This window comes from Paraburkholderia sp. MPAMCS5 (genome assembly GCF_036016995.1).
Taxonomy (GTDB): domain Bacteria; phylum Pseudomonadota; class Gammaproteobacteria; order Burkholderiales; family Burkholderiaceae; genus Paraburkholderia.
Genome location: NZ_JAYXBK010000003.1, coordinates 208,916 through 229,429 on the forward strand (window position 1 = coordinate 208,916; position 20,514 = coordinate 229,429).

The 20,514-nt window shown below is 66.5% G+C and carries 13 protein-coding genes; 4 read left to right on the forward strand and 9 right to left on the reverse strand.

Translation table 11 applies throughout. The features are described from left to right. Positions 1–107: 107 nt before the first annotated feature. Complete coding sequence (locus tag VOM14_RS08530) at positions 108–1,412, forward strand: EAL domain-containing protein (RefSeq protein WP_327628596.1); 1,305 nt, start codon at positions 108–110, stop codon at positions 1,410–1,412. Here the strand turns inward: VOM14_RS08530 and arfB are convergent. Beyond that, positions 1,409–1,813 carry an alternative ribosome rescue aminoacyl-tRNA hydrolase ArfB gene (gene arfB, locus VOM14_RS08535; protein ID WP_327628286.1) on the reverse strand — a complete coding sequence of 135 codons (405 nt, stop codon included), beginning with the start codon at positions 1,811–1,813 and terminating at the stop codon, positions 1,409–1,411. The genes VOM14_RS08530 and arfB overlap by 4 nt on opposite strands. 149 nt (positions 1,814–1,962) lie before the next feature. On the opposite strand from arfB, the gene VOM14_RS08540 reads away from it, so the two are divergent. Further along, positions 1,963–2,604, forward strand: a complete 642-nt coding sequence (locus VOM14_RS08540) for a VC0807 family protein (RefSeq protein ID WP_327628287.1) — start codon at positions 1,963–1,965, stop codon at positions 2,602–2,604. Positions 2,605–2,714: 110 nt separating this feature from the next. Here VOM14_RS08540 and VOM14_RS08545 read toward each other — a convergent pair whose 3' ends face one another. From VOM14_RS08545 to recC, 3 genes are read right to left on the reverse strand one after another with little or no spacing between them, the layout of a single operon-like run. Then, positions 2,715–4,877 carry an AAA family ATPase gene (locus tag VOM14_RS08545; RefSeq protein ID WP_327628288.1) on the reverse strand — a complete coding sequence of 721 codons (2,163 nt, stop codon included), beginning with the start codon at positions 4,875–4,877 and terminating at the stop codon, positions 2,715–2,717. Beyond that, entirely contained in the window at positions 4,874–8,587 is a 3,714-nt protein-coding gene (gene recB, locus VOM14_RS08550) for an exodeoxyribonuclease V subunit beta (protein ID WP_327628289.1), read from the reverse strand. The genes VOM14_RS08545 and recB overlap by 4 nt, the downstream gene beginning before the upstream one ends. Next, the gene (recC, locus tag VOM14_RS08555; protein ID WP_327628290.1) at positions 8,584–11,961 is read right to left on the reverse strand and encodes an exodeoxyribonuclease V subunit gamma; all 3,378 of its coding nucleotides are present in this window, start codon (positions 11,959–11,961) and stop codon (positions 8,584–8,586) included. Before recC ends, recB begins: the two co-directional genes overlap by 4 nt. Positions 11,962–12,197: 236 nt before the next feature. Between recC and VOM14_RS08560 the strand changes: the two genes are divergently transcribed. Beyond that, positions 12,198–14,675: an FUSC family protein gene (locus VOM14_RS08560; protein ID WP_327628597.1), complete on the forward strand. Its 2,478-nt coding sequence runs from the start codon at positions 12,198–12,200 to the stop codon at positions 14,673–14,675. 22 nt (positions 14,676–14,697) lie between these two features. Here the strand turns inward: VOM14_RS08560 and VOM14_RS08565 are convergent, their stop codons facing one another. Next, positions 14,698–14,925, reverse strand: a complete 228-nt coding sequence (locus VOM14_RS08565) for a hypothetical protein (protein ID WP_327628291.1) — start codon at positions 14,923–14,925, stop codon at positions 14,698–14,700. Between the two features lie 158 nt (positions 14,926–15,083). Beyond that, positions 15,084–15,557, reverse strand: a complete 474-nt coding sequence (locus VOM14_RS08570) for an Lrp/AsnC family transcriptional regulator (RefSeq protein WP_327628292.1) — start codon at positions 15,555–15,557, stop codon at positions 15,084–15,086. Positions 15,558–15,761: 204 nt separating this feature from the next. Between VOM14_RS08570 and VOM14_RS08575 the strand changes: the two genes are divergently transcribed. Continuing rightward, positions 15,762–16,322 (forward strand): cysteine dioxygenase family protein, encoded by a 561-nt coding sequence (locus VOM14_RS08575; RefSeq protein ID WP_327628598.1) that lies wholly within the window; start codon positions 15,762–15,764, stop codon positions 16,320–16,322. A gap of 67 nt (positions 16,323–16,389) precedes the next feature. Here VOM14_RS08575 and VOM14_RS08580 read toward each other — a convergent pair whose 3' ends face one another. The 3 genes from VOM14_RS08580 to VOM14_RS08590 form a co-directional block, all read right to left on the reverse strand. Then, positions 16,390–19,035, reverse strand: a complete 2,646-nt coding sequence (locus tag VOM14_RS08580; RefSeq protein ID WP_327628293.1) for a mechanosensitive ion channel family protein — start codon at positions 19,033–19,035, stop codon at positions 16,390–16,392. 115 nt (positions 19,036–19,150) lie between these two features. Beyond that, the gene (locus tag VOM14_RS08585) at positions 19,151–19,798 is read right to left on the reverse strand and encodes an NAD(P)-dependent oxidoreductase (RefSeq protein WP_327628294.1); all 648 of its coding nucleotides are present in this window, start codon (positions 19,796–19,798) and stop codon (positions 19,151–19,153) included. Between the two features lie 188 nt (positions 19,799–19,986). Further along, a complete protein-coding gene (locus tag VOM14_RS08590; protein WP_327628295.1) occupies positions 19,987–20,442 on the reverse strand; it encodes an Rrf2 family transcriptional regulator in 456 nt (151 codons plus the stop codon). Positions 20,443–20,514 lie beyond the last annotated feature (72 nt).

A 20,514-nucleotide genomic window follows, 5' to 3' on the forward strand; every position in this document is an offset into this window, starting at 1 on the left:
CATCCGTTGCGTGCCGAGTCTGTGTGCGCGCCCTGTCACCCGATTGCCGCGATGCCACTATGCCCGCTCTCATGCCCGCCCTTATGCCCGCCGTCATGCCCGCCGTCATGCCATCCGTCAGCGAATTGAGCCTGGGCGGCCTGCTCCCGCATCTCGTCCGCGGCGAATCCGGCTGGACCGGAACGTGGCGCGCGCTCACGCTGCATAGCGTGTTTCAGCCGGTCCTGTCGGTCACGCATCAATGCGTGGTCGGTTACGAGGGCCTGCTGCGCGCCTTTGATCCGGTCGGCTTGCCGGTCTCGCCGGAAGTGCTTTTCTCCGGCACCCGCTCGGCGGCCGACGCGCGCGAACTCGACCGAATCGCGCGTTGCCTGCATGTCGCGAATTTCATGGAGCAACGCGTGAGCACCGGCTGGCTGTTCCTGAACACGCGGCCACAGGTGTTCGAAACCGGCTGGCCGCAGCGCGCCTTCATCGACGAGTTGTCCGCGCATTTCGGCCTGCCGCAGGAGCGCATCGTGATCGAGGTGCTCGAACAGCCCGCCGACGACGAATCCGCCGTCGCCAGCATGCTCGCCGCGTCGCAGCCGCGCGATTTCCTGATCGCGATCGACGACTTCGGCACGGGCTTCTCCAATTTCGACCGCGTCTGGCGCTTCCGGCCCGACATCGTCAAGCTCGACCGCTCGCTCGTCTCGCGCGCCGGCAAGCGCGAGGGCGACGACTCGATGATCGGCCACCTGATCGCGATGCTCCATCAGTCGGGCACGCTGGTGCTGGCGGAAGGCGTCGAAACCGACGAGGAACTGATGATCCTGATGCAGGCCGACGTCGATTTCGTGCAGGGTTTCTGGCTCGGTCAGCCGAACAGGTCGATCGAGGCGGCCGTCGCGAACGTGCCGGCAAAAGTCGAGTCGATGTGGAGCAAGTTCGCCGATTACGAGCGGGCGCACGCGCGCCACCAGCGGCTCGGCTTCGAAGGTTTCGCCGAAGCGGTGATTGCCGCAGCCGAAACGTTCAAGGTCACCGGCGATCTCGACCAGGCGGCGCAAAAAATCTGGCACTTGAGCGAAGCGCGCCGCGTGTTCATCACCGACGAGCAGGGCGAGCAGACTCGACCCTCGGTGACGGCCGCCTCGGTGCCCGCGCCTTCCCGGCGGCTCGCGCCGATCTCGGGCAGCGCGCGCAGCAACTGGTCGCGCCGCGCGTATCTGAAGCATGCGCTGGCGGCACGCGGGCGCGTCGCGATGATGGGTCCGCACTATTCGCTCGCTGACGGCGAGGACTGCTACACGGCCGCGCTCGCATTCGAACAGGACGGCACGACCCACGTGCTGTGCGTGGACTTCGTACCGAGCGTGCCGGCGGCGGCGCCGGCGCCCAGTGTGCGCGCCGGCGCGCGCCGGCGCTAATCGTCCACCCGGCCGCGGCCGGATTTGACCTCGCTGCGCCGCGCCTTGCTCTCGAGGCGCCGCGTGTTCGATGCGCGCGTGGGCCGGGTCGCGACGCGCGGCTTGCGCGTCACGCTCACGCTTTCTATCAGTTCGTCGAGCCGCGCGAGCGCCGCCGCGCGGTTCATCTCCTGAGTCCGGTGCTCCTGCGCCTTGATGATCACGACGCCCTCACGCGTGATGCGGCGATCGGCCAGCGCGAGAAGGCGCATTTTCAGGACATCCGGCAACGAAGAAGCGTGCACGTCAAAGCGCAATTGAATCGCGCTCGATACCTTGTTGACGTTCTGGCCGCCCGCTCCTTGCGCGCGCACTGCGGTCAATTCGACTTCGGTCGGCGGGATCGGATAGCGGGATGTCATGACGTGCGGTTGAACAAGGAAATGCAAGTGTACACAGCGTTGCAGACGATGGGCGGCGCTCTCTACGCTGCGCGGATACGGAAAACCATTTGCATCGGCGCGCCGCAATCATCGATACTTTTCGCTGTTCTCTTTGGGCGCACATTCACATGAAGCTTCGTCCGGGCTTTGTGGCCGAACTGGCCGTCAACTTCCTGTTGCCCTGGCTCGCCTACCGGCTCACGTTGCCGCATCTAGGCGAGACTGGCGCGCTGATCGCGTCGGCGGGGCCGCCCATTGCCTGGAGCCTGATCGAGCTGGCGCGCTTTAAGCGTGTCGATGCACTCAGCGTGATGGTGGTCGCCGGCATCGTGCTTTCTATCGGCGCGATGGCACTGGGCGGCAGTCCGCGCATGTTGCTGTTGCGCGAATCGCTCGTGTCCGGCGCGATCGGCGTGGCTTTTCTGCTCTCTTTGCCGATGCGCCGCCCGCTGATTTTCTATCTCGCGCGCGCCACCGTCGCCCGTGAGATGGAAGGCGGCGCCGAGCGCTTCGAAACGCTATGGCGGGAACGTCCGGGCCTTGTCAACTCCATGCGGATCATGACGCTGGTCTGGGGCGTCGGTCTGACCGGCGAAACGGCGCTGCGCGCATGGATGGCGCTGACGTGGCCGATCGAGCGCTTTCTCGCGGTGTCGCCGTTCATCGGCTACGGCATCTATGGCGCGTTGACGCTGTGGACGCTGCGGTACCGCAAGACCATGCGCAACCGTGCCGGAGAGCCTGTCGAAGCGGCGCGGAGTGCGGGTTGACGTGACGGACGCTGGTTTGGCGCTGCGTTTCGCCGCTTCGTTTCGCCGCTTCGTTTCGCCGCTTCGTTTCGCCGCTTCGTTTCGCCGCTTCGTTTCGCCGCTTCGTTCCTCTACGCTCCCCGCGACGCCTCCGCGATTCTCGCGGCCAGTCCGGAGTCCCGCTGCGTCGGCGTCACGATGGCCTGCGCCAGCACGGCGCGCGCGCCGATCACCTCAACACGTTCACGCGCCCGCGTGATCGCCGTATAAACCAGCTCGCGCGACAACACCCTGCTGAACACTGACGGCAGCATCAGCACCGCATGCTCGAACTCCGAACCTTGCGATTTGTGAACCGTCAACGCGAACGCCGTGTCATGCGGCGGCAGCGCCGCTGGAGACACGGCTCGCAACCCGCCGTCGCCGGTTCTGAAATAGACGCGCAACGCGCCGCCCGCGCCCGGCAGCGCAATGCCGATGTCGCCGTTGAAAAGCCCTAGCGCGTAATCGTTGCGCGTGACCATGACCGGCCGCCCGGCGAACCACTGCGCACCGACACCGAGCGTCACGCCAGCCGCGCGGCGTACCTGCGCGGCCATCGACGCATTGAGTGCATCGACGCCCCGCGCGCCCGAGCGCGTCGCGCACAAAACCCGGAAGCGATTCAGCGCATCGAACAGCGGCACCGGGTCTGGCGTGCCGGCGGCGAGCGCCGCGGCAAGCGCGTTCGCGTACGGCGCGAATCCGGCAGCGAGGCGCTCCACGGTGCGCTCGGCCAACATCGCGTGCGCGTCTTCGTGAAGTGCGGCCGCATGTCGTGTGGCCTCGGCGAGCAGCACGTCGAGCGCCTCGCTGGCCGCGCCGTTGCGAATCGCAAGCGACAAGCGGCCAATCGGCGATTCGAGCCCGAACCGATAGTTGCGCTCCAGCCAGACGACGCAATCCGCGAGCGGCGTGTCGGAGTGCGGCATCGACAAGGTCGATTTCGCGCGAGTCGCCGCCAGATCGCCACCGAACCGATCCGCGTCGTGCAATGCTCCCACGATGGCGGCCGCAGGCGGCTCGGCGAACAGATCACCGGGCGGCGTATCGAAAAGATCGGCTTCGTTACCGGCTTGCGGAAAGCGGCCAGATTCTTCGCCGGAAGCTGGCGAGACTCGCGGCAAGGCCTGTTCGAGCCGCGCCGTTTCCACGCCCAGCGCACTGGCGATCCGCTCCAGACCTTGCGCCGTGAAAGCGGGCCGCGCGCTCAACCCGGCGAACACCGCGCCGGCCTCGACCGCCGCGAGTTGATCCTTGTCGCCGAGCATCACGAGACGCGTGTGCGGCGCAATCGCGTCGAGCAGATGCGCGGCCATCGCGACGTCGATCATCGACGCCTCGTCGATCACCACCACGTCGTAAGGCAGCGGATTTTCGCGATGATGCCTGAAGCGCCCGCCCGGCCCCGACCCGAGCAGACGATGCAACGTGTACGAAGTTTGCGGCAAACGCACGGCGAGTTCAGGCGGCAAATCGCCGGCGCGCGCAAGCAAGGCTTCCTGCATGCGCTGCGCGGCCTTGCCGGTGGGCGCGGCGAGCGCGATTCGCAGATCGGCGCGCGCATCGAGCAGGCAGGCGAGCACGCCGACCACCGTGGTGGTCTTGCCGGTGCCGGGACCGCCGCTGACGATGGTGAGCCGGCCGGACAGCGCCATGACGGCGGCCACGCGCTGCCAGTCGACGGCATCGTCTTTCGGCGGACCGAAGTAGCGCAGAAGACGCTCGTGCAGCGTATGAGCGGCGTTGGCGTTGGCGTTGGCGTTGGCGTTGGCGTTGGCGTTGGCGTCCACGGCTGCGGCATCCGCCACACCGTCGCCAGCGCCAGTGCCCGCGTGAGCAACCAACGCCCGCGCGAGGCGTCGCTCGTAATCGTAATAGCGCGCCAGATACAGCCGCCCTTGTCCGTCGATCACGAGCGGCCGCAGCGCCGCGGCCGCTCGCGAGCCATCGCTCGCCATGCCGCTTGCGAACAACGCCGTGCGAACCTCGGCGGCGGATGCCTCGAAGCGTCGCGCGAGCGTTACCAGCGGCACGCACACGTGCCCTTCGCCAGTCGCGCGGCTCACCGCGAAAGCCGCCCGCGCCGCCCACTTCACCGCTTCCGCCGAAGCCCCGCCGCGACGCGCCAATCCGCCGATACGTTGCGCGAATCCTTCCGCGAGCGCGATGCTGAAATCGGCCGGCGCGGGCAGATTCACGCCGAGATCCCCCAGTTGCAGCGGCGCCGATGCGCGATGGTCGAACGTGCTCATGCGGCGCCTCCGATCATCGCCGCGTCGAGCAACGCCACGAGTTCGAACGCGGGCCGCCGCACGTGCACGCCGGCCTGGCCGTCGGGCTCGCGCCAATCCGGACGCACGCCGCGCACGAACAGATACAGATAGCCGCCGATATGCGTTTCGTACGAGTAATCGCGCACGCGAGTCTTCAGATACCGATGCAGCGCCACCGTATAAAGCAGCGCTTGCAGGTGATACGCGTGGCTCGCCATTGCGCTTTCGAGCGGCGCGGCTGCGTAGTCCGCCGCTGTCTCGCCGAGATGGTTCGATTTCCAGTCGACGATCCAGAACCGTCCGTCGTGCTCGACGATCATGTCGATAAATCCTTTGACGAAGCCGCGCAAAACGCCCGGCTCCAAAGCGACATCGGGATAGCCGTGCTCGGCCAGCAGCTCGCGCAACCCGGCGAATTCGAGCGACGGCGCGGCGAACAGGAACTCCAGTTCGTTCAGACGCCGCCTCGGATTCAGTTGAGCGAGCGTCATGCCGGGCACGAGTTCCGTGCTGACGATGTCCGCGAGCAGCCTGTGCATCATCGCGGGAAGACGCGGCGCGAGATCCGCGTGTGCCGGCGCGGGCCGCTCCAGCAGCGCGCCGCGAATCGCGTCGGGCCACGTGCCTGGATCGCTGAAATCCGCGAGTTCGAACATGCGATGCAGACATTCGCCGGCCGCGGCTCCGCGCGGGAAACGGAGAATGTCGTCTTCGGCAAGCGACGGCGTTTGCGGCGCGGGCGCGGGCGCGGGCACAGGCACAGGCAGCGTTGCGGGAATCAGGGCATCGGCGATCTCGTCGTGATCGGGGCGCACTTCCTCCACGGGCGAGTGCGCCTCTTCGGCCTTGCTGCCCGCAGCGATCAGGCCGCTGAAACTCGCCATGCGCCACTGGTCGCGCAAAGGGCGGCGGTTGGTCCGCGCGCGCTTGTCGGCGCCGCTTTCGTGCAGGCTCGCCAAGGGCGTGCGGCGTTCGACCTTGGGCAACGCCTGCAACGCGATGGGCCCGCCCGACAACGCGTGCCATCGCGAGGACAGGACGGCTTCGTCAGGCGGCTCGGACAGCCAGTCGTCGAAGCTATAGCCGCTGCCGGCCACGAGCCAGTTCAACACGCTGCGCCGCGATTCCCTGGTCGAACGCGACGACAGATACGTGCCCGCGACCAGATAGCAGCGATACACCGCGCGCGTGAGCGCGACGTAGACGAGCCGCGCGCGCTCGGCTGCCTGCTCGCGCGCCGCATGACGCGCGGCACGCTCGGCTTCTTCGTCGTTGCAACCGTAATGCAGCACCGCGCCGCCGCCCGGATCGTGATACTCGCGCGCGTCCGGCAAACCCGACGACGGTGGCTCGCGCAGCCCGCCGTCATTCAGGAACGGACAGAACACAACCGCGTATTCGAGTCCCTTCGACTTGTGCACCGTCACGATCTGCACGAGATTGCGGTCCGACTCTAACCGCAACTGCGCTTCTTCGCCGCCGCCTTGCGTGCGTTGCGCGGCGAGCCAGCGCAAGGTAGGCGCGATGCCGGGTTGCGTGGCCGCGCGTGCCTGCACGAGTTCGGCGAGATGATTGACGTTCGTTAGACGCCGCTCGCCGTCCGGCGCGGCCACGAGCCGTTGCGCGACGCGCAGTTCGCGCATCAGCGTGCGCCACATCACCGCGAAGCCGCGCTCATGCCAGAGCGTGCGGTAGCGCGAAAAACGTTCGACCCAGCCCATCGCGTCCGCCGCGTGCGCGGGGTCGTCGGCCACGGCGGGCGCGTCGGCGACCTGTTCGAGACGCCACAGCGCCGCGGCGTCGAGACCGAGCCAGTCGGTGGCGAGCGCCGCGCGCAAGCGGCGCAGATCGCCGGGTGTGTCGACGGCGGCGAGCACGCGCCCGATCTGCTCGGCGTCCAGCGTTGCAAACACCGAGGCCTGCGCCAGCTCGACACTGCCGACACCCCACGCGGCCAGCACGCGTTTGATCAGACTGCCCTGCCTGTGCGTTTGCACGAGCACCGCGATGTTGCCGGGCGCGAGCGGCGCGTCGCCGATCGTCACCGAGCCTTCGCGCGCGCCGCGCAAAAGCCGCACGATCTCGGCCGCGCACGCCTCGCTCGCGTCACGCTGCGCGTCGCGCTTGGTCAGCGCCGCGTCGCCTTGCGGCAAGGTCCAGATGCGGAAGTCGCCCGCGCTCGCTTGGGGGTCCGCGAATGGCGCGCGACGCCGCTCGCCCGCACGCACCGGCTGATAGTCGAGGCCGTCGAGCACGAACGCCTGCGGGTTCATCTCGAAGAGCCGGTTGCAGGCTTCGACGATCGGCGCCGTGGAACGCTGATTGACCGCGAGCGTATAGCGCGCCGAAGCCGACGCGCGCGCCGCCAGATACGTATGGAGATCCGCCGCGCGAAAACTGTAGATGGCCTGCTTCGGATCGCCGACCAGAAAGAGCGGCCCGGCCGGCGCAAAAATGCGGCTGAAAATAGCAAACTGCAGCGGATCAGTGTCCTGAAACTCGTCGATCAAAGCAGCCGGGTAACGCGCGCGCAATGCGTCCGCGAGCCACGGATGCGCGGCGAGCGCCCGATACAGGTTCGACAGCAGATCGTCGAACGAGACAACGCGGCGCGTGCGCTTGCGCGCCACCAGTTCGGCGGGCGCGTAGCCGAGCCAGGTCTGCATCAGCGCGAGCCACCGAGCGCGCTGCGCCGCTTCCGCCGCGATCACCGCCGCCGCGAGCGCTTCGGCATGCTCGAAAAACACATGCTCGGGCGGCTCGAACTTCACCTTGGTGGCCTTCTTCAGCGCGGAAGCGGTCAACTTCAGAGCCGCACGCGGCGGCGGCGCATGGCAGTCGCCCTGCGCGAAATACTCGGTCCACGCGGCAATCGCGGCGCTCACGTGATCGGGCTTGTGCGTGGTCTTGCTCAGCCGGTCCTGGGCCTCTTCGAGCAGCCTGAAGATGGCCTCGCGCTCAGCACGCCACACTTCGCTCGCGGCGTCGAAGCCGGCTTGCGGGTCGGCGCCTGCATCGTCGCCGGTGTTGCCCCAGCGCAATTGCGCCAACGGCTTTTTCAGGCGCCGCGCGAGTTGTTCGTCGAGCGACGCGGGGCCGGCGCGCCTCCCCACTAGCCACGCAGCGAACGCGGGATGCGCATGCGCGACGGGCTCGATCTGCTCGCGCCAGAAATCGGCGGCCATTTCGAAACGCAAGGCGGCGTCGTCGGCTTCCATTTCGAAGGCGAACGGCATGGCGGCGGCGAACGGCGCTTCTTGCAACGCGCGCTGGCAAAACGCGTGGATGGTGTGAATCGCGGCCTGGTCGAACGTGCGCAGCGCGCGGCGCACCACCTTCGCCGCAGCTTCGCGGTCGATGCCGCGCTCAGGCGCGAGCGTCGTTTCAAAGAGGCGCTGAATGAACGGATCGCCGCCGTCGTCGTCCATTTCGATTGCGCGATGCAGTTCCGCGAGGCGGCCGCGAATGCGTTCGTGCAGTTCGGCGGTCGCGGCCTTCGTGAAGGTCACAACCAGAATCTGATCGGCATTCAGGTTCTTTTCGAGCAGCAGCCGCACATACAGCGCGCAGATGTTCCAGGTCTTGCCGGTGCCCGCCGACGCCTCGATCTGATTGACGCCGTCGAGCGAACAGGCGAAGACATCCAGCTCCTGCACGCCCAGTGCATGATGATGAAGCGCGCTCGTCATGACACGCTCCGCACATGCTGGATCAGCGGCTTGAAAACGATCGCCGCGAGACGGCCGAATGGTTCGTCGAGCGTGAGCGGCGTGCCTCGCAGCGCGATGCGCAATGCGGGGTCGTCGGACTCGCCCCGCACGCGGTCGTTGATCCACACGCCTTGTGCCGCCGAATCGCTTTCGCTCACTTTGGTCCACGCGCTTTTCGGGAAGAAGCGCAGCGGCAGCCTGCGCCCCGCCTTGAACAGCGCGGCGAGCGGGGCAAGTTCGTCGAGCGGAGCCGCGACCGGCGCAAGCTCGAAGCTCTCGCCGCTGCCGTGCCAGACCGTGCGGCGCGGACCTTCAGGCCGGACCGCGCAATAAACGAGATGCGCGAGCCACGCCGACAGATAGTCGCGCGCGGTGGGTTTGGCGTAGCGGAAAATCACTTGTCCGGTTTCAGTCAGGAAATTCAAGGTGCCGTGCAGTTGCAGCGGCGTTTCCGCGGCCTCGCGAAGCGTTTCGTCATGAGCGCCGAAAAGCGCGCCTTCGATGTCCACGTCAGCGGGCCAGCGCGGCGCGATGTCGAGCACGAACGGCAAGCGCTCGACGCCCGAGGCCACTTCGCGGCGCACGCTGTCGGCAAGCTGGCGCAGCGCGCCGAGTTCTCGCGCGCGCCACACCGCGCCGGTCGCGCCGCCGGGCAACTCGGGACTGGCCTCGGCAACGCGGCGTACACGGTCAAACAGCATGTTGCTGTCTTCGGTATCCGGGTCGAGCAGCACGGGAAGTAGACGTTCCGCCAATGCATCGCGCCCCGCGTAATCGAGTTCAAACGGCTCGGTGTCGAGCAATTCGCCTTGCGCGTCCGACAACACGATGCCGAGGCGCTCGCGCAGCAGCGCGCGCGCGGGATGACGCCAGAAGCGCACGAATTCTTCGAACGCGATGGGCGCCGCTTCTTCCGGCTGCAGCGGCTGATCGAAGAACGGCGCGGCGGCTCGCTGCCGCGGCGCGGCCAGCAAGGTGGCGAGTTCGGCGCGATCGGCGTCGTAGGTGAAAAGCTCAGGCTCCTTGCCGAAATACTCCGACGCGAACGCCTGCAACGGATGGTCGACGATAAACGCGCGGCGCGCGTGTTCCACCTCGGCGGGATTCGCGCCTTCGCCTGCCGACACTTGAGCGAGATAGTCGAGTAGTTCGTCGACGAGCGCGGCCGGCGGCAATGGCGCGTTGTCGCGAATGCTGCGCCCGGTGTAGGCGATAAAAAGACGGTCGCGCGCGGCGAGCAGCAGGTCGAGAAAAAGATTGCGCTCGTCGTCGCGGCGCTGCCGGTCGCCCGCTTTGCCGAACGCGGCCATCAGATCGAACTCGTCGGCGCGCGCGAGGCTCGGCAACACGCCGTCGTCCATGCCGAGCAGGCAGACGACCCGATAGGGCAAACCGCGCAAGCTCGTCAGCGACGAAAACGTCACACTGCCCCAGGGCACGCCGCCGCGCGCGGGGTCGTCGAGCGCTTCGGTCAGCGCGCCGCGCACGACTGCGGCGGGCATCGCGACCTCGTGCGCGCCCGCCTGCATCGCGTCGCTCATCTTGTCGATCGCGTCGCGCACGGCGGCGAGCGACTCCGCGAACTCGACGCCGCCGTCGAAACACTGGACCAGCGTTTCGAGCAGCAGTTGCGTCCATTCGGCGGGCGTCTGTTCGATCGCGCAACGCGCGGCGAAGGTGTCGATGTCGTCGACAAAACGCGACAGGCGGCCGAGCAGTTCCGCGTCCGATCCGTCAGCGCCTTCGATGGGCAGCCACGCATCGACCGGTTCTCCGCCATCGGGCATGGCGTAGCCGAGATAGAGGCGCGTCAACGCATCCGCGAAAGTATGGCGTGGAACCGGCACGTGTTCGCCGGTCGGCTCGACAGGCGACAGCCCGCGCCGCGCGCCGGCGGCGGCGAGCCACTCCTGCGCGGCTTCCAGCGAGTTCGCGTCGATCCCGTAACGCACGGCGATCGCGTCGACGCGCAGCCATTCGACCAGATCCGGCGCGCCGACGCTGCGCTCGGGCAACGCGAGCCAATCGAGCAGCAGGCGCGCGACGGGGTTGGCCTGCGACGGCGGCAAGCCCGTGATCCGATACGGAATGCGCCGCGTGTCGCCAACCGGCGTGGTGCCGAACACGGCGTCGATCAACGGGCCGGCTGCCGCGAGATCGGACACGGCGACGAGCACGTCGGACGGCTGCAAGTCGTCGAATTCGTCGAACCAGCCAAGCAGGCGGTCGTGCAGCACTTCGAGCTGCCGCGACAGGCTGTGACACACGTGAACCTCTATGCCTCGCACGTGCGGGAGGTCGTCGGCTTGCGTTTCGGAGCGCAGATCGAGAATGCCGTTCTGCACGGCGGCAAGCCAGCTCGGTTCCGGATTCTCCGTGAAGTCGCCCGTCTCGCCCGAAGCCGCGCTTTCGGTCAGCTCGTGCAGCATATGCAACTGCGCCTGCGTTTGACGGCCCCACTCCGCGAGCAGCGGATGCCCGACTTCCTGATAGTCGCGTTGTCCTGCCGCGTCCAGCGCCTCGACGCGGCTTTCGCTCACCACGTCGAACCAGAATTCGCGGCACGGGTTCATTACGTAAAGACGCACGTCGATCCAACGCGACAGTGCGCGCAGCAACGCGACATGCAACGGCGGCATGGTGGGCAACGCAAACACGCTCACGGCTTCCGGCCAGTTCGCCTTGGCGATGGCGTCGAGATCGAGCGTGCCGATCTCATCCAGAAAACGGTACGCCGGCGGCAACGCGGCGGCGGGCGCTTGCGTGTCGCCCGCGAGTTCGCCCAGCACCGCGCGCCACAACGCGGCTTGCCAGCGTTCGTCCTCGCGCGCGGCCTCACTTGCGCCGATAAGGCGCGGCCCCGTGTCGTGCGCCGCGCCGCTCGCGAAGATCGAGGCGCCCTTTTGCCATTGCAGCAACCATTCCGGACGATAGGTCAGATAGTGGTCGAGCACGGTCGCCACGCGCCGCGCGAGTTCGTAGCGCATGGACGCGTCCGCCGCGTCGAGATACGTGCGAAGACGCGGCGACGCGTTCCACGGCTGCGCCTCATCCGCATCGCCCAGCAGCCGATAGCAGCGCCACACGAGCCGGTCGGGCGCGAACGGAGAGTGCCGCGGCACTTCGATCACGCCGCCGATTTGCGCCCACAGCCACTGCGCGAGATAGCCGAAGCCGACATTCGCGCAAATGCCCTGGCGCGCGGCGATATCCAGTTCGAGTCTGCGTCGCACGGCCGCGCTCGGCACGATCACGGGCTGCGCGGTCCATGGGTCGGACGGCGCTTGCGCGAGGTCGTCGAGCAAGGCGCCGACAAGCGTTTCATAGCGGTTCGAATAGAAGAGCTGGAGCATGGATCGTGGGCAAAGCGGTGTGGGCCGCCGCCTTCGCGGCAAACGCGCGAGCCGCGACAGACAGTGAGGCGACAGCATAACAAAGGCGCTCGCCGCACAGAACCTGGCCGAATGGACGAGGTCAGATCAGACGCAAAATCAGTTAGACTCGACGGCAGTCTGAAGCTGTCCCCGAGGTTGTGCCGCGAGGTTGTGCCTTCAACCGCTTTCTGTCAGTGAATGAAATCAGGCAGTCGATGCGCTATTCGGTCGAGATAAAAAAATTCCTTTACAGCCAGTACTTTTATGGCGGCCTGCGCATCGCGGTCGGCGTGTCCTTACCGGCTGTGCTGTGCCTGATCGTGTTTCACAACCGCGAGCTTGGCTTCACGATTGCAACGGGCGCGCTCGGCGCGTGTGTCGTGGATATGCCGGGTCCGCTGAAGTACAAGCACAACGAGATGCTCGCGTGCTCGGTGATCGGCTTTCTGTCCGCGCTCGCCACGGGCCTCGCCACCGTGAATTCCGTGGCGCTGTGGTGCACCGTCGTGCCGCTCACGTTCCTGCTTTCGCTGATCGTCGTGTATGGCAACCGCTGGCCGCAAATCAGCTTCGCCACGCTGTTCATGATGATCATGACGCTGGAGGAGCATTTCACGCCGGGGCAGGCGCTCGTCAACGCGTCGTGGATTCTGGTGGGCGGTCTCTGGTACACGTACTGGTCGACCGCCGTGAGCCGCTGGATGATGCATCGCATCGAACAGCAGGCGCTGGCCGAATGCGTCTTTGCCTGCGCCGATTATCTGCTCGCGCGCGCCGCCTTCTACGACCTCGATAACGATCTCGACGAGTGTTATCGCAATCTCGTGGACAAGCAGATCGCCGCAGTGGAGCGGCAGGACGCGGCGCGCGACATCGTGTTGCGCAATCTGCCGAAGCTGAAAAGCGGCAGGCTCGAACCGCGCCGCACGATGCTGTTCAATCTGTTCATCAACACCGTCGATCTGCACGAGCTTTTTGTCGGCGCGCATACCGACTATCCGCTCGTGCGCAACACGTTCGGCGGCACGGATCTGCTCGTGTTCTACCGCGACCTGATTCGCAAGGCCGCGGCGGATCTGGAGGAAATAGGGCTCGCCGTCCTGCAGAATCACGCGCCGCGCGCGCGCGTGAATGTGAAGGCCGAACTGCGCGCCATCGAGTTCGAAATCGAGGTGATGCGCAAGCAGGAATTGCCCGCGAAGAATCCCGAGGCTTATTCGGCGGTGTCGTCCACGTTCAGGCGCATCTGGAGCGCCACGCGTCTGATCGACAAGATGCGCAAGAGCCTGACGAGCGAGCCGGGCACGACCGAAACCGAATTGCGCCTCGACCAGGCGCTGAGCCGTTTCGTGTCGAGCCGACGTGTGCCGTTCGGCCAGATTTTCTCGAACCTGACCATGGCCTCGCCGAGTTTCCGTCACGCGCTGCGCGTGACGATCGCGGTGGCGGTCGGCTTCTGGCTCGGCCGTCTATTGCCGCTCACCAACGCGTACTGGATCGTGATGACCACGGTCATCATTCTGAAGCCGGGCTACTCCCTGACCAAACAGCGCAACGGGCAGCGGATCGTCGGCACGTTGATCGGCTGCGCGGCGAGCATCGCGCTGGTGATCTTCGTGAAGGAGCCGCACATTCTGCTGGTGGTGATGTTCGCGTCGATGGTGATGAGCTACAGCCTGCTGCTGTTCAACTACACGGCGAGCGTCGTGTTCACTTCGTCGTATGTGCTGCTGATGTTCCATCTGCTCGCGCCGGGCAGCATGCGCATCATCGGCGAACGCGCGATCGACACCGTGGTCGGCTGCGCGATCGCCATTGCCGCGAGCCACCTGTTCCCGTACTGGGAATATCGCTTGATGGGCAAGCTCGTCAACAGCGTGATCAGCGCGACGCGGCAGTTTCTGGAGGCGAGCTGGTGGTGGAGCGGCAAACCGGCCGCCGCCGTGGTCGGCGCCGTGACGGAAGCGGGAGCGCGCGCGCCGGCGGCAGCCATGGCCGATCCCGCAATCGACTTCGGCTCACCGGCGCTCGCGGCTGCTCATGGCGGCTCGACGTCCGCCTGGACGGCAAGCGCAACCGCCGACGCCGCGCCAAGCGCAACGCCAGCCGCCGTCCCGGGTTCAAACGTTGCCACGATAACCAATGTAACGGCCAAGCCGGTCGCCAGCGCATCGCCTGCCGCCGCCGCGGCCGCCACCGCGCTCGATCGCGATTACCGTTACCGGCTCGCGCGCAAGAACGTCCACGTCGCGTTCGCGAATCTGGGCCAGGCGTTTCAGCGGATGATGCTGGAGCCGAAGTCCGCGCAGAAGTTCGTACCGGAACTCAACGGGCTGCTGGTGCGCAGTCATGTGCTCGCATCGCAGATCACGGCGGCCGCGCCGTTGCTGCGCACGTCCGCGCAACAGACTCACAGCGTTTTGCTGCAACCGCTCCAACGCGCGCTGAACGTCGTACGCGAGAACCTCACGGAAGCGGAAGCAGGCAACGCTCTGCCCGCCGAGCAGAGCGAGCAGATAAAACAGATCTCGCGCGAACTGGACAAGATGGTCGTGGAGGCCGAAAAATCGCCGGACTATTCGGCCGATGCGGTGCACGACACGAAGCTGCTCGCTCACCAATGCAAGCAGATGCTCGCGGCCGCGGCGCTGATTCGCAAAGACGCGAGCGTGATTCGCCTGCCGGAAGAGTGACTGCCGGGAAGCCGCGGCAACCTTACTGTGCGGTGCCGCTGGCCGGCTTGCCGGCAGTGGCCGCGGCGCTCACCGCAGTTGCCGCGGCCGCGCCCGATGAAATCGACACCTGCGCTCCAGTCGCATTGTCGAAATCGCGCTTTTCCTTGATCGCGTTATAGAAGAGCGTGGCGATCACCAGCAGCACGGCGACCACGATAAACACGGCGATTCCAAGGGTCGGATTTTTCTGGCGCGGCGGTTTGTTCATGAGGCGACTCGGACCCGCGAGGCAATCGCGGAAGATAGCGGAGAAGGCGGCATTTTACGCTTTGGCAGCTTGCACCCGGCTTGCAGCGCGCAGACGTAAAGAGGCGCCGGCGCACAACCGGCGCCGCGCAAACCATGCAACCGGCGGAAGGTTCGCCGCTACACCACCGCCGCGGGCCGCACCGGCAATGCCGTCGAATACTTGATCTGCTCCATCGCGAAGCTCGAACTCACGTCGTAGAGCGGCACGGCGGCGATCAGCAGTTTGTAGACGCGGTCGTAGTCGTCGATGTCGGACACGACCACGCGCAACAGGTAATCGGTCTCGCCGCTCATGCGGTACACCTCGACCACTTCGGGAATATGCTCCACGGCGCGCGTGAAGGTTTGCGCCCACGCCTCCGTATGCTGGTTCGTGCGCACCGCCACGAACACCGTCGTACCCACGCCGAGTTTGCGCGCGTCGCACAGCGCCACCTGCGCACGGATCACGCCCGTCTCCTTCAGACGCTGCAAGCGCTTCCAGCAAGGCGTTTGCGACAGATTCACGCGCTGCGCCAGTTCGGCGATCGGCATGGTCGCGTCTTCCTGCAACAGTTCCAGCAGCTTCCGGTCGATGATATCCATTCCCATCGTGTCGCCCCTCTAGGAAATTATTCTACTTTTCAGTTTGCAAGGGGAATTATATGGAAACTCTTTCTCCAGTCAAAACGGTATAAATGTCTGAATCCAAAAACACCGGCAGCCTGTTGCCGTTCAACGACCGTGAGCCATCCAATGCATTCCCCAGCGCCCTTTTCCGCCCAACTCGCGCAGCCTGCCGATCACCTCGGCGCGATGTCGCATGCTGGGCATCGCGAGCCGCTTGCACAACTGTGCCGCACGCTCGACGCCATGTTCGAAGCCTGCGCGCATTTCGCCGAGCCTTCGCATTCGACGTTCTTCGCACGCAGCATGCGCGCCGCGCTCGCCGAAGCGGCTGCCGGCCCTGAGCTTCTGCAATCGGCCCAACGCGAGGGCTCGCGCGATCATTACCGGCGTCACCTGCTCGCCGCCGATCCGCAAGGCCGTTATGCAATCGCCGCGCTCGTGTGGCTGCCGCAGCAGGCGAGTCCGGTTCACGCTCATCACACATGGTGCGGATACGCGGTGGTCGAAGGTGCGTTGACCGAAACGGTCTTCGAGTGGAACGGCCCGGCGAGCTGTGCGAGCGCGACGCGCACGCAGGCGCGCAAACGCGGCTCGGTGTCGTTCGTGCGCGCCGGTCGCGGCGGCATTCATCGGCTGGGAAATGACAGCGACGCGCCTGCGGTGTCGTTGCATATTTACGGGGTGGCGGGCGCGCAGATCGGCACCCATGTCAACGACGTAGTGAGCGCCGCGCCCGCGCTGGTTTGACAGCACTCGTTCGAGAGCAACGCCTGCGCATTCCACGCTCTCGACAAGCGCCAGCCCGCAACAATATTCAGCTCTTGCCGCCCTCGCCCGCCGTTGGAATCTGCGGTGGAATCGACGCTGTCTGGCCGGTCGGCGGCGGCGCCGGACGCGGCTCGTGAGACACGTCGCGCGCCACGGCAACGGGCGAATGCCCCGCGCGCATCCCGTGCGCCTTCTCCGCATGTTCGCGACCATGCCCGTGTTCGCGCCCGGCGCCTTCGGGCGTCTCGTCGTCGTATAGAGGCTGTCCCTCGCTGTCCTTCGACGACGTGAACAGCCGCATTTGCGGCACCGGAATCTCGATGCCCGCTTCGTCCATCTTGCGCTTGAGCCGCAGATTGAACGCGCGCGCCACGCTCCATTGCTGCAACGGCCGCGTCTTGATCTGCCCTTTCACGACCATCCAGTTCGGATCGAAACGGTCGAGGCCCCACACCTCGATCGGCCCGAGCATCTCGCGCCGATAACGGAAGTCGGCCATCAGATCCGCGCCGACTTCGCGAATCAGTTGCGTGATTTCATCGACGTCGGTGGCGAACGACATCCGCACTTCGAACACGGCGTAAGCAAAATCGCGCGACAGGTTCTTCACGATCTTGATCTGCGAAAACGGAATGGCGTGGATCGCGCCTTGCCCGTCGCGCAGCCGCACGGTGCGAATCGACAGATGCTCGACCGTGCCCGCGTGGCCGCCGTCCACGTCGATCCAGTCGCCCACCGAAATCGTGTCCTCGATGATGATGAAAAGCCCCGTGATCAGGTCGGTGACGAGCGACTGCGCGCCGAAGCCGATCGCGAGGCCGATCACGCCCGCGCCCGCGAGCAGCGGCGTCACGTTGATGCCGAGATTCGCCGCCGTGACGATGCCCGCGATGGTCATGATCGTCACGAGCAACACGTTGCGCACAAGCGGCAACATGGTGCGCGCCCGCATGCTGGGGCTGCGCGACTTGTTGCGCGGACTGCCGGGATTGAGCGCCTCGGTGATCGCGGTGTCGACGAGAATCCACAGCAGCCAGGCAATGAACACCGTGGCGACGATCGCCGTCACGGCATGCGCGATGCCGCGCGCCGCGACGTTTTCCTCGACGACCGCGGCGAGCGACACGCCCCATAGCCGCGCCGCCAGTTCGAAAAAGAACAGCCAGATGAAGAGCGTCAGCAAGGTGCCGCAAAAGCGCAGCAGCCGCGTCAGATAAGGCGAGCGGCGCCGTGCGCGGGCGCTGCGCGGACGCGTCATGCGCAGCACGATGGCCGACAGGAAAAACGCGAGCACGAGCAGGAGCGCCGTCACCACCGAAATTTGCAGCACGTTCTCGTTCGAACCCGAGCCGCCGAGCGTGGCGACCACCGACGCCGTCGCGAGCACGAGAACCGGCACGTGCCAGAGGGCGGCGAGCACGTCGAAGGCATCGGTCGCGGCCTTGTGATCGTTGCGCTGCTCGTAGGGCCGGTTGCGGATCAGATGCGCGACGGGCCGCCGGAACGCGAGCGCGAAATAGCCGGTGAGCACGGCGGCCGTCATGTTGGCGGCGGTGGAAATCAGCGCGGCCAGATTGGTGCCGAGCTGGTGCGCGACGTCGTAGTTGACGGCGGCGTCGCCGAGCGCGCCGCACACGCCGACCGCGAACAGCAGGCGCCGCGCATGATCGATCAGCAGACGCACCGCGATGCGCCGGTGGCCCGAGCCGAACAGCGAGAACATGATCAGACAGATCGCCGAAAACACCGCACCCGCAACGATCGCATACGCGACGACCATGCCGAGCGTGCGGCCGAGCGCGTCGGGCATCGCGCGCACGAACATCAATGCGGCGACGAACGCGATGATCCACGGCCCGACGCGGCGCAACGCGAAAATCAGCAGCTCGCGCGTGGTCGGATTCGGATTGAGCCCGATCACGATGCCGAGGCGCCAGTACAGCCGGTGCTGCAAATAGATCAGCGCGCCGGCGCAGGCGCCCCAGCCGGCGAGCATCGCGAACATCGACAGGAGAATGCGACCGAGGCTTTCCTGACCCTGGCCCGAAATGATCGTGTAGAGCTCGTTGCCGGCCGCGTTGAAACGTCCGCCCCAGTAACGCACGGGCGTGCGGCCTTCGTGCATGTCCGTTTCGAACGACGCGATGCCCGACGCGATCGCGCCGAGCAAGCCGGGGCTCGGCTGAGCAGGCGCGGGCGCGAGCGGGCCGACGGTGCGCGAGACGTCGCGCAGTTTCTTGAGTTGGGCAACGAGCGCGGTGCGCTGGCGGTCGTTGTCGAGCGTGGCGATCACGCTGTCGAGCGAGTGCGCGATTTCCGCCTGGCTCGCGGGCGACGGCGCCGACGCCGCATCCGGCGCCGACGCGCCGGACGCCGCCGAAGCCGGCGCCACCGTCGCGCTATTGATCAGGCTCTGCAGCGCCGGAATGACGGGCGTGCTGGTGGCGGGGCCGGCGGCCTGCGCGTCGGCGGGCAGCCATCCGGCGCAAAGCACGAGTGCGGCGCAGATCGCGACGGCCCACGCGCTCAGCCACGCGGCGTGCGGCGCAGGGGCGGATGCGGACACGCGCGCGCCGCCACGGGGCACAACTCCAGTGCGGTTAAACAGACGACGAAATGTAGCGTGAGTCGACAAGCGCCCGCCGTTTGACGGCGCAGCCTCGGACTCACGCCGCGGCGGGCATGACTGCATGGCAATCCGTGAGAAAACGGGAGACGCCAGTGTAGCCTCTGTGGGGGCACTGGCAACCCAACTTGCGTAACCGTTTGTTAGGACGCCGGCAGGCGCGTCGCGGCGCGGCCCACGCTCAATACGCGAGCGTCGCGATCTGACGAATGAAACGGCCCTGCTCCAGCTCGTCGACGAATGCGACCGCGTAATCTTCGGCGGAAATGCGGCTGTTGCCTCCTGCATCGGAAATGAGAGAATTCGCGCCCGTGCGGAACGTGCCGGTGCGCTCGCCCGGCGCGATGATCGCTGCCGGGGCGAAGAACGTCCAGTCGAGATCCGTAACGCCGCGGTAGTAGCCGAGCGCGTCGCGATGCGCGAGCGCGACCGCCTTATAGGCGTCCGGGAAGCCTTCGGTATCGACCAGCTGCTTGCCGGGCGCCACTTCGAGCGAGCCCGCGCCGCCGACCACTACGAGCCGCTTCAGGCCCGCGGCGCGCACGCCTTCGACAAGCGCGCGGGTCGCCTTGCCTAGCGCGCCCACATCGCCTTGCGGCGGCGCATATGCGCTCGCCGCCACGTCGTGACCGCGCACCGCCGCGCCGACGCTCGCCGCGTCCAGCAGGTCGGCCTGCGCCGCTTTCAGGTTCGGCACATCGGCCGGCACGCGCGCGGGATTGCGCGCGAGCGCCGTCACCTGATGCCCGCGACGCGCCGCTTCGGCCGCGATCCGTGAACCGATCATGCCGGTCGCGCCGAACAAGGCGATCTTCAACTGTGTGCTCATTTCAATGCTCCTGCCAAGTGTTTTATGTAACCATCATGATTACATATATACGGAAAAAATCGGGGCGCCCGGCCCCGTGTCATGCGTCGTCAACTTTTACGTCTTCAGCTTTTACGTCTGGACTTTTTACGTCTGGAGTCATGCGGCATTGGCTCGCCGCGCAGCGCGCCGCGTTGCGCATACAGGCATTAGCCGTGCGGCCGCCGTTTGCGTTCCCTCGACCGCTCCGCGCGCTGCAAATCCGCCGTGGCGTCGGCGAGCGTGCGCCGCGCAAGCGACGCTTCCATGGCCTGCTGCGCTTCGTCGATGATTCCGCGCAGCACGACCTGGATATTGCGCCCCACCATGCACGCCGGATTCGGCTCCTCGCGATGAAGCGCGAACAACTGCGCGTCGTCCACCGCCCGGTACACGTCGAGCAAGGAAATCTGCCCAGGCGCGCGGGCGAGCAGCGCGCCGCCACCCGCGCCGAGCTGCGAGGTGGTCAGACCCGCCTCGGCGAGCATGGTCAAAAGCCGCCGGATCAGCGCGGGATTGGTGTTCACGCTGCCCGCGATCATCTCCGAGGAAAGCGGCTCGCCCTCCTGCAACGACAGCAACGCGAGCACATGCACCGCAAATGCAAACCGGCTACTCGTGTTCACAACGACCCGCCCCGCGACGACAATGTGTAACCATCGTAATTACATTTAACCCACCTGTCAAACGACGCGGCG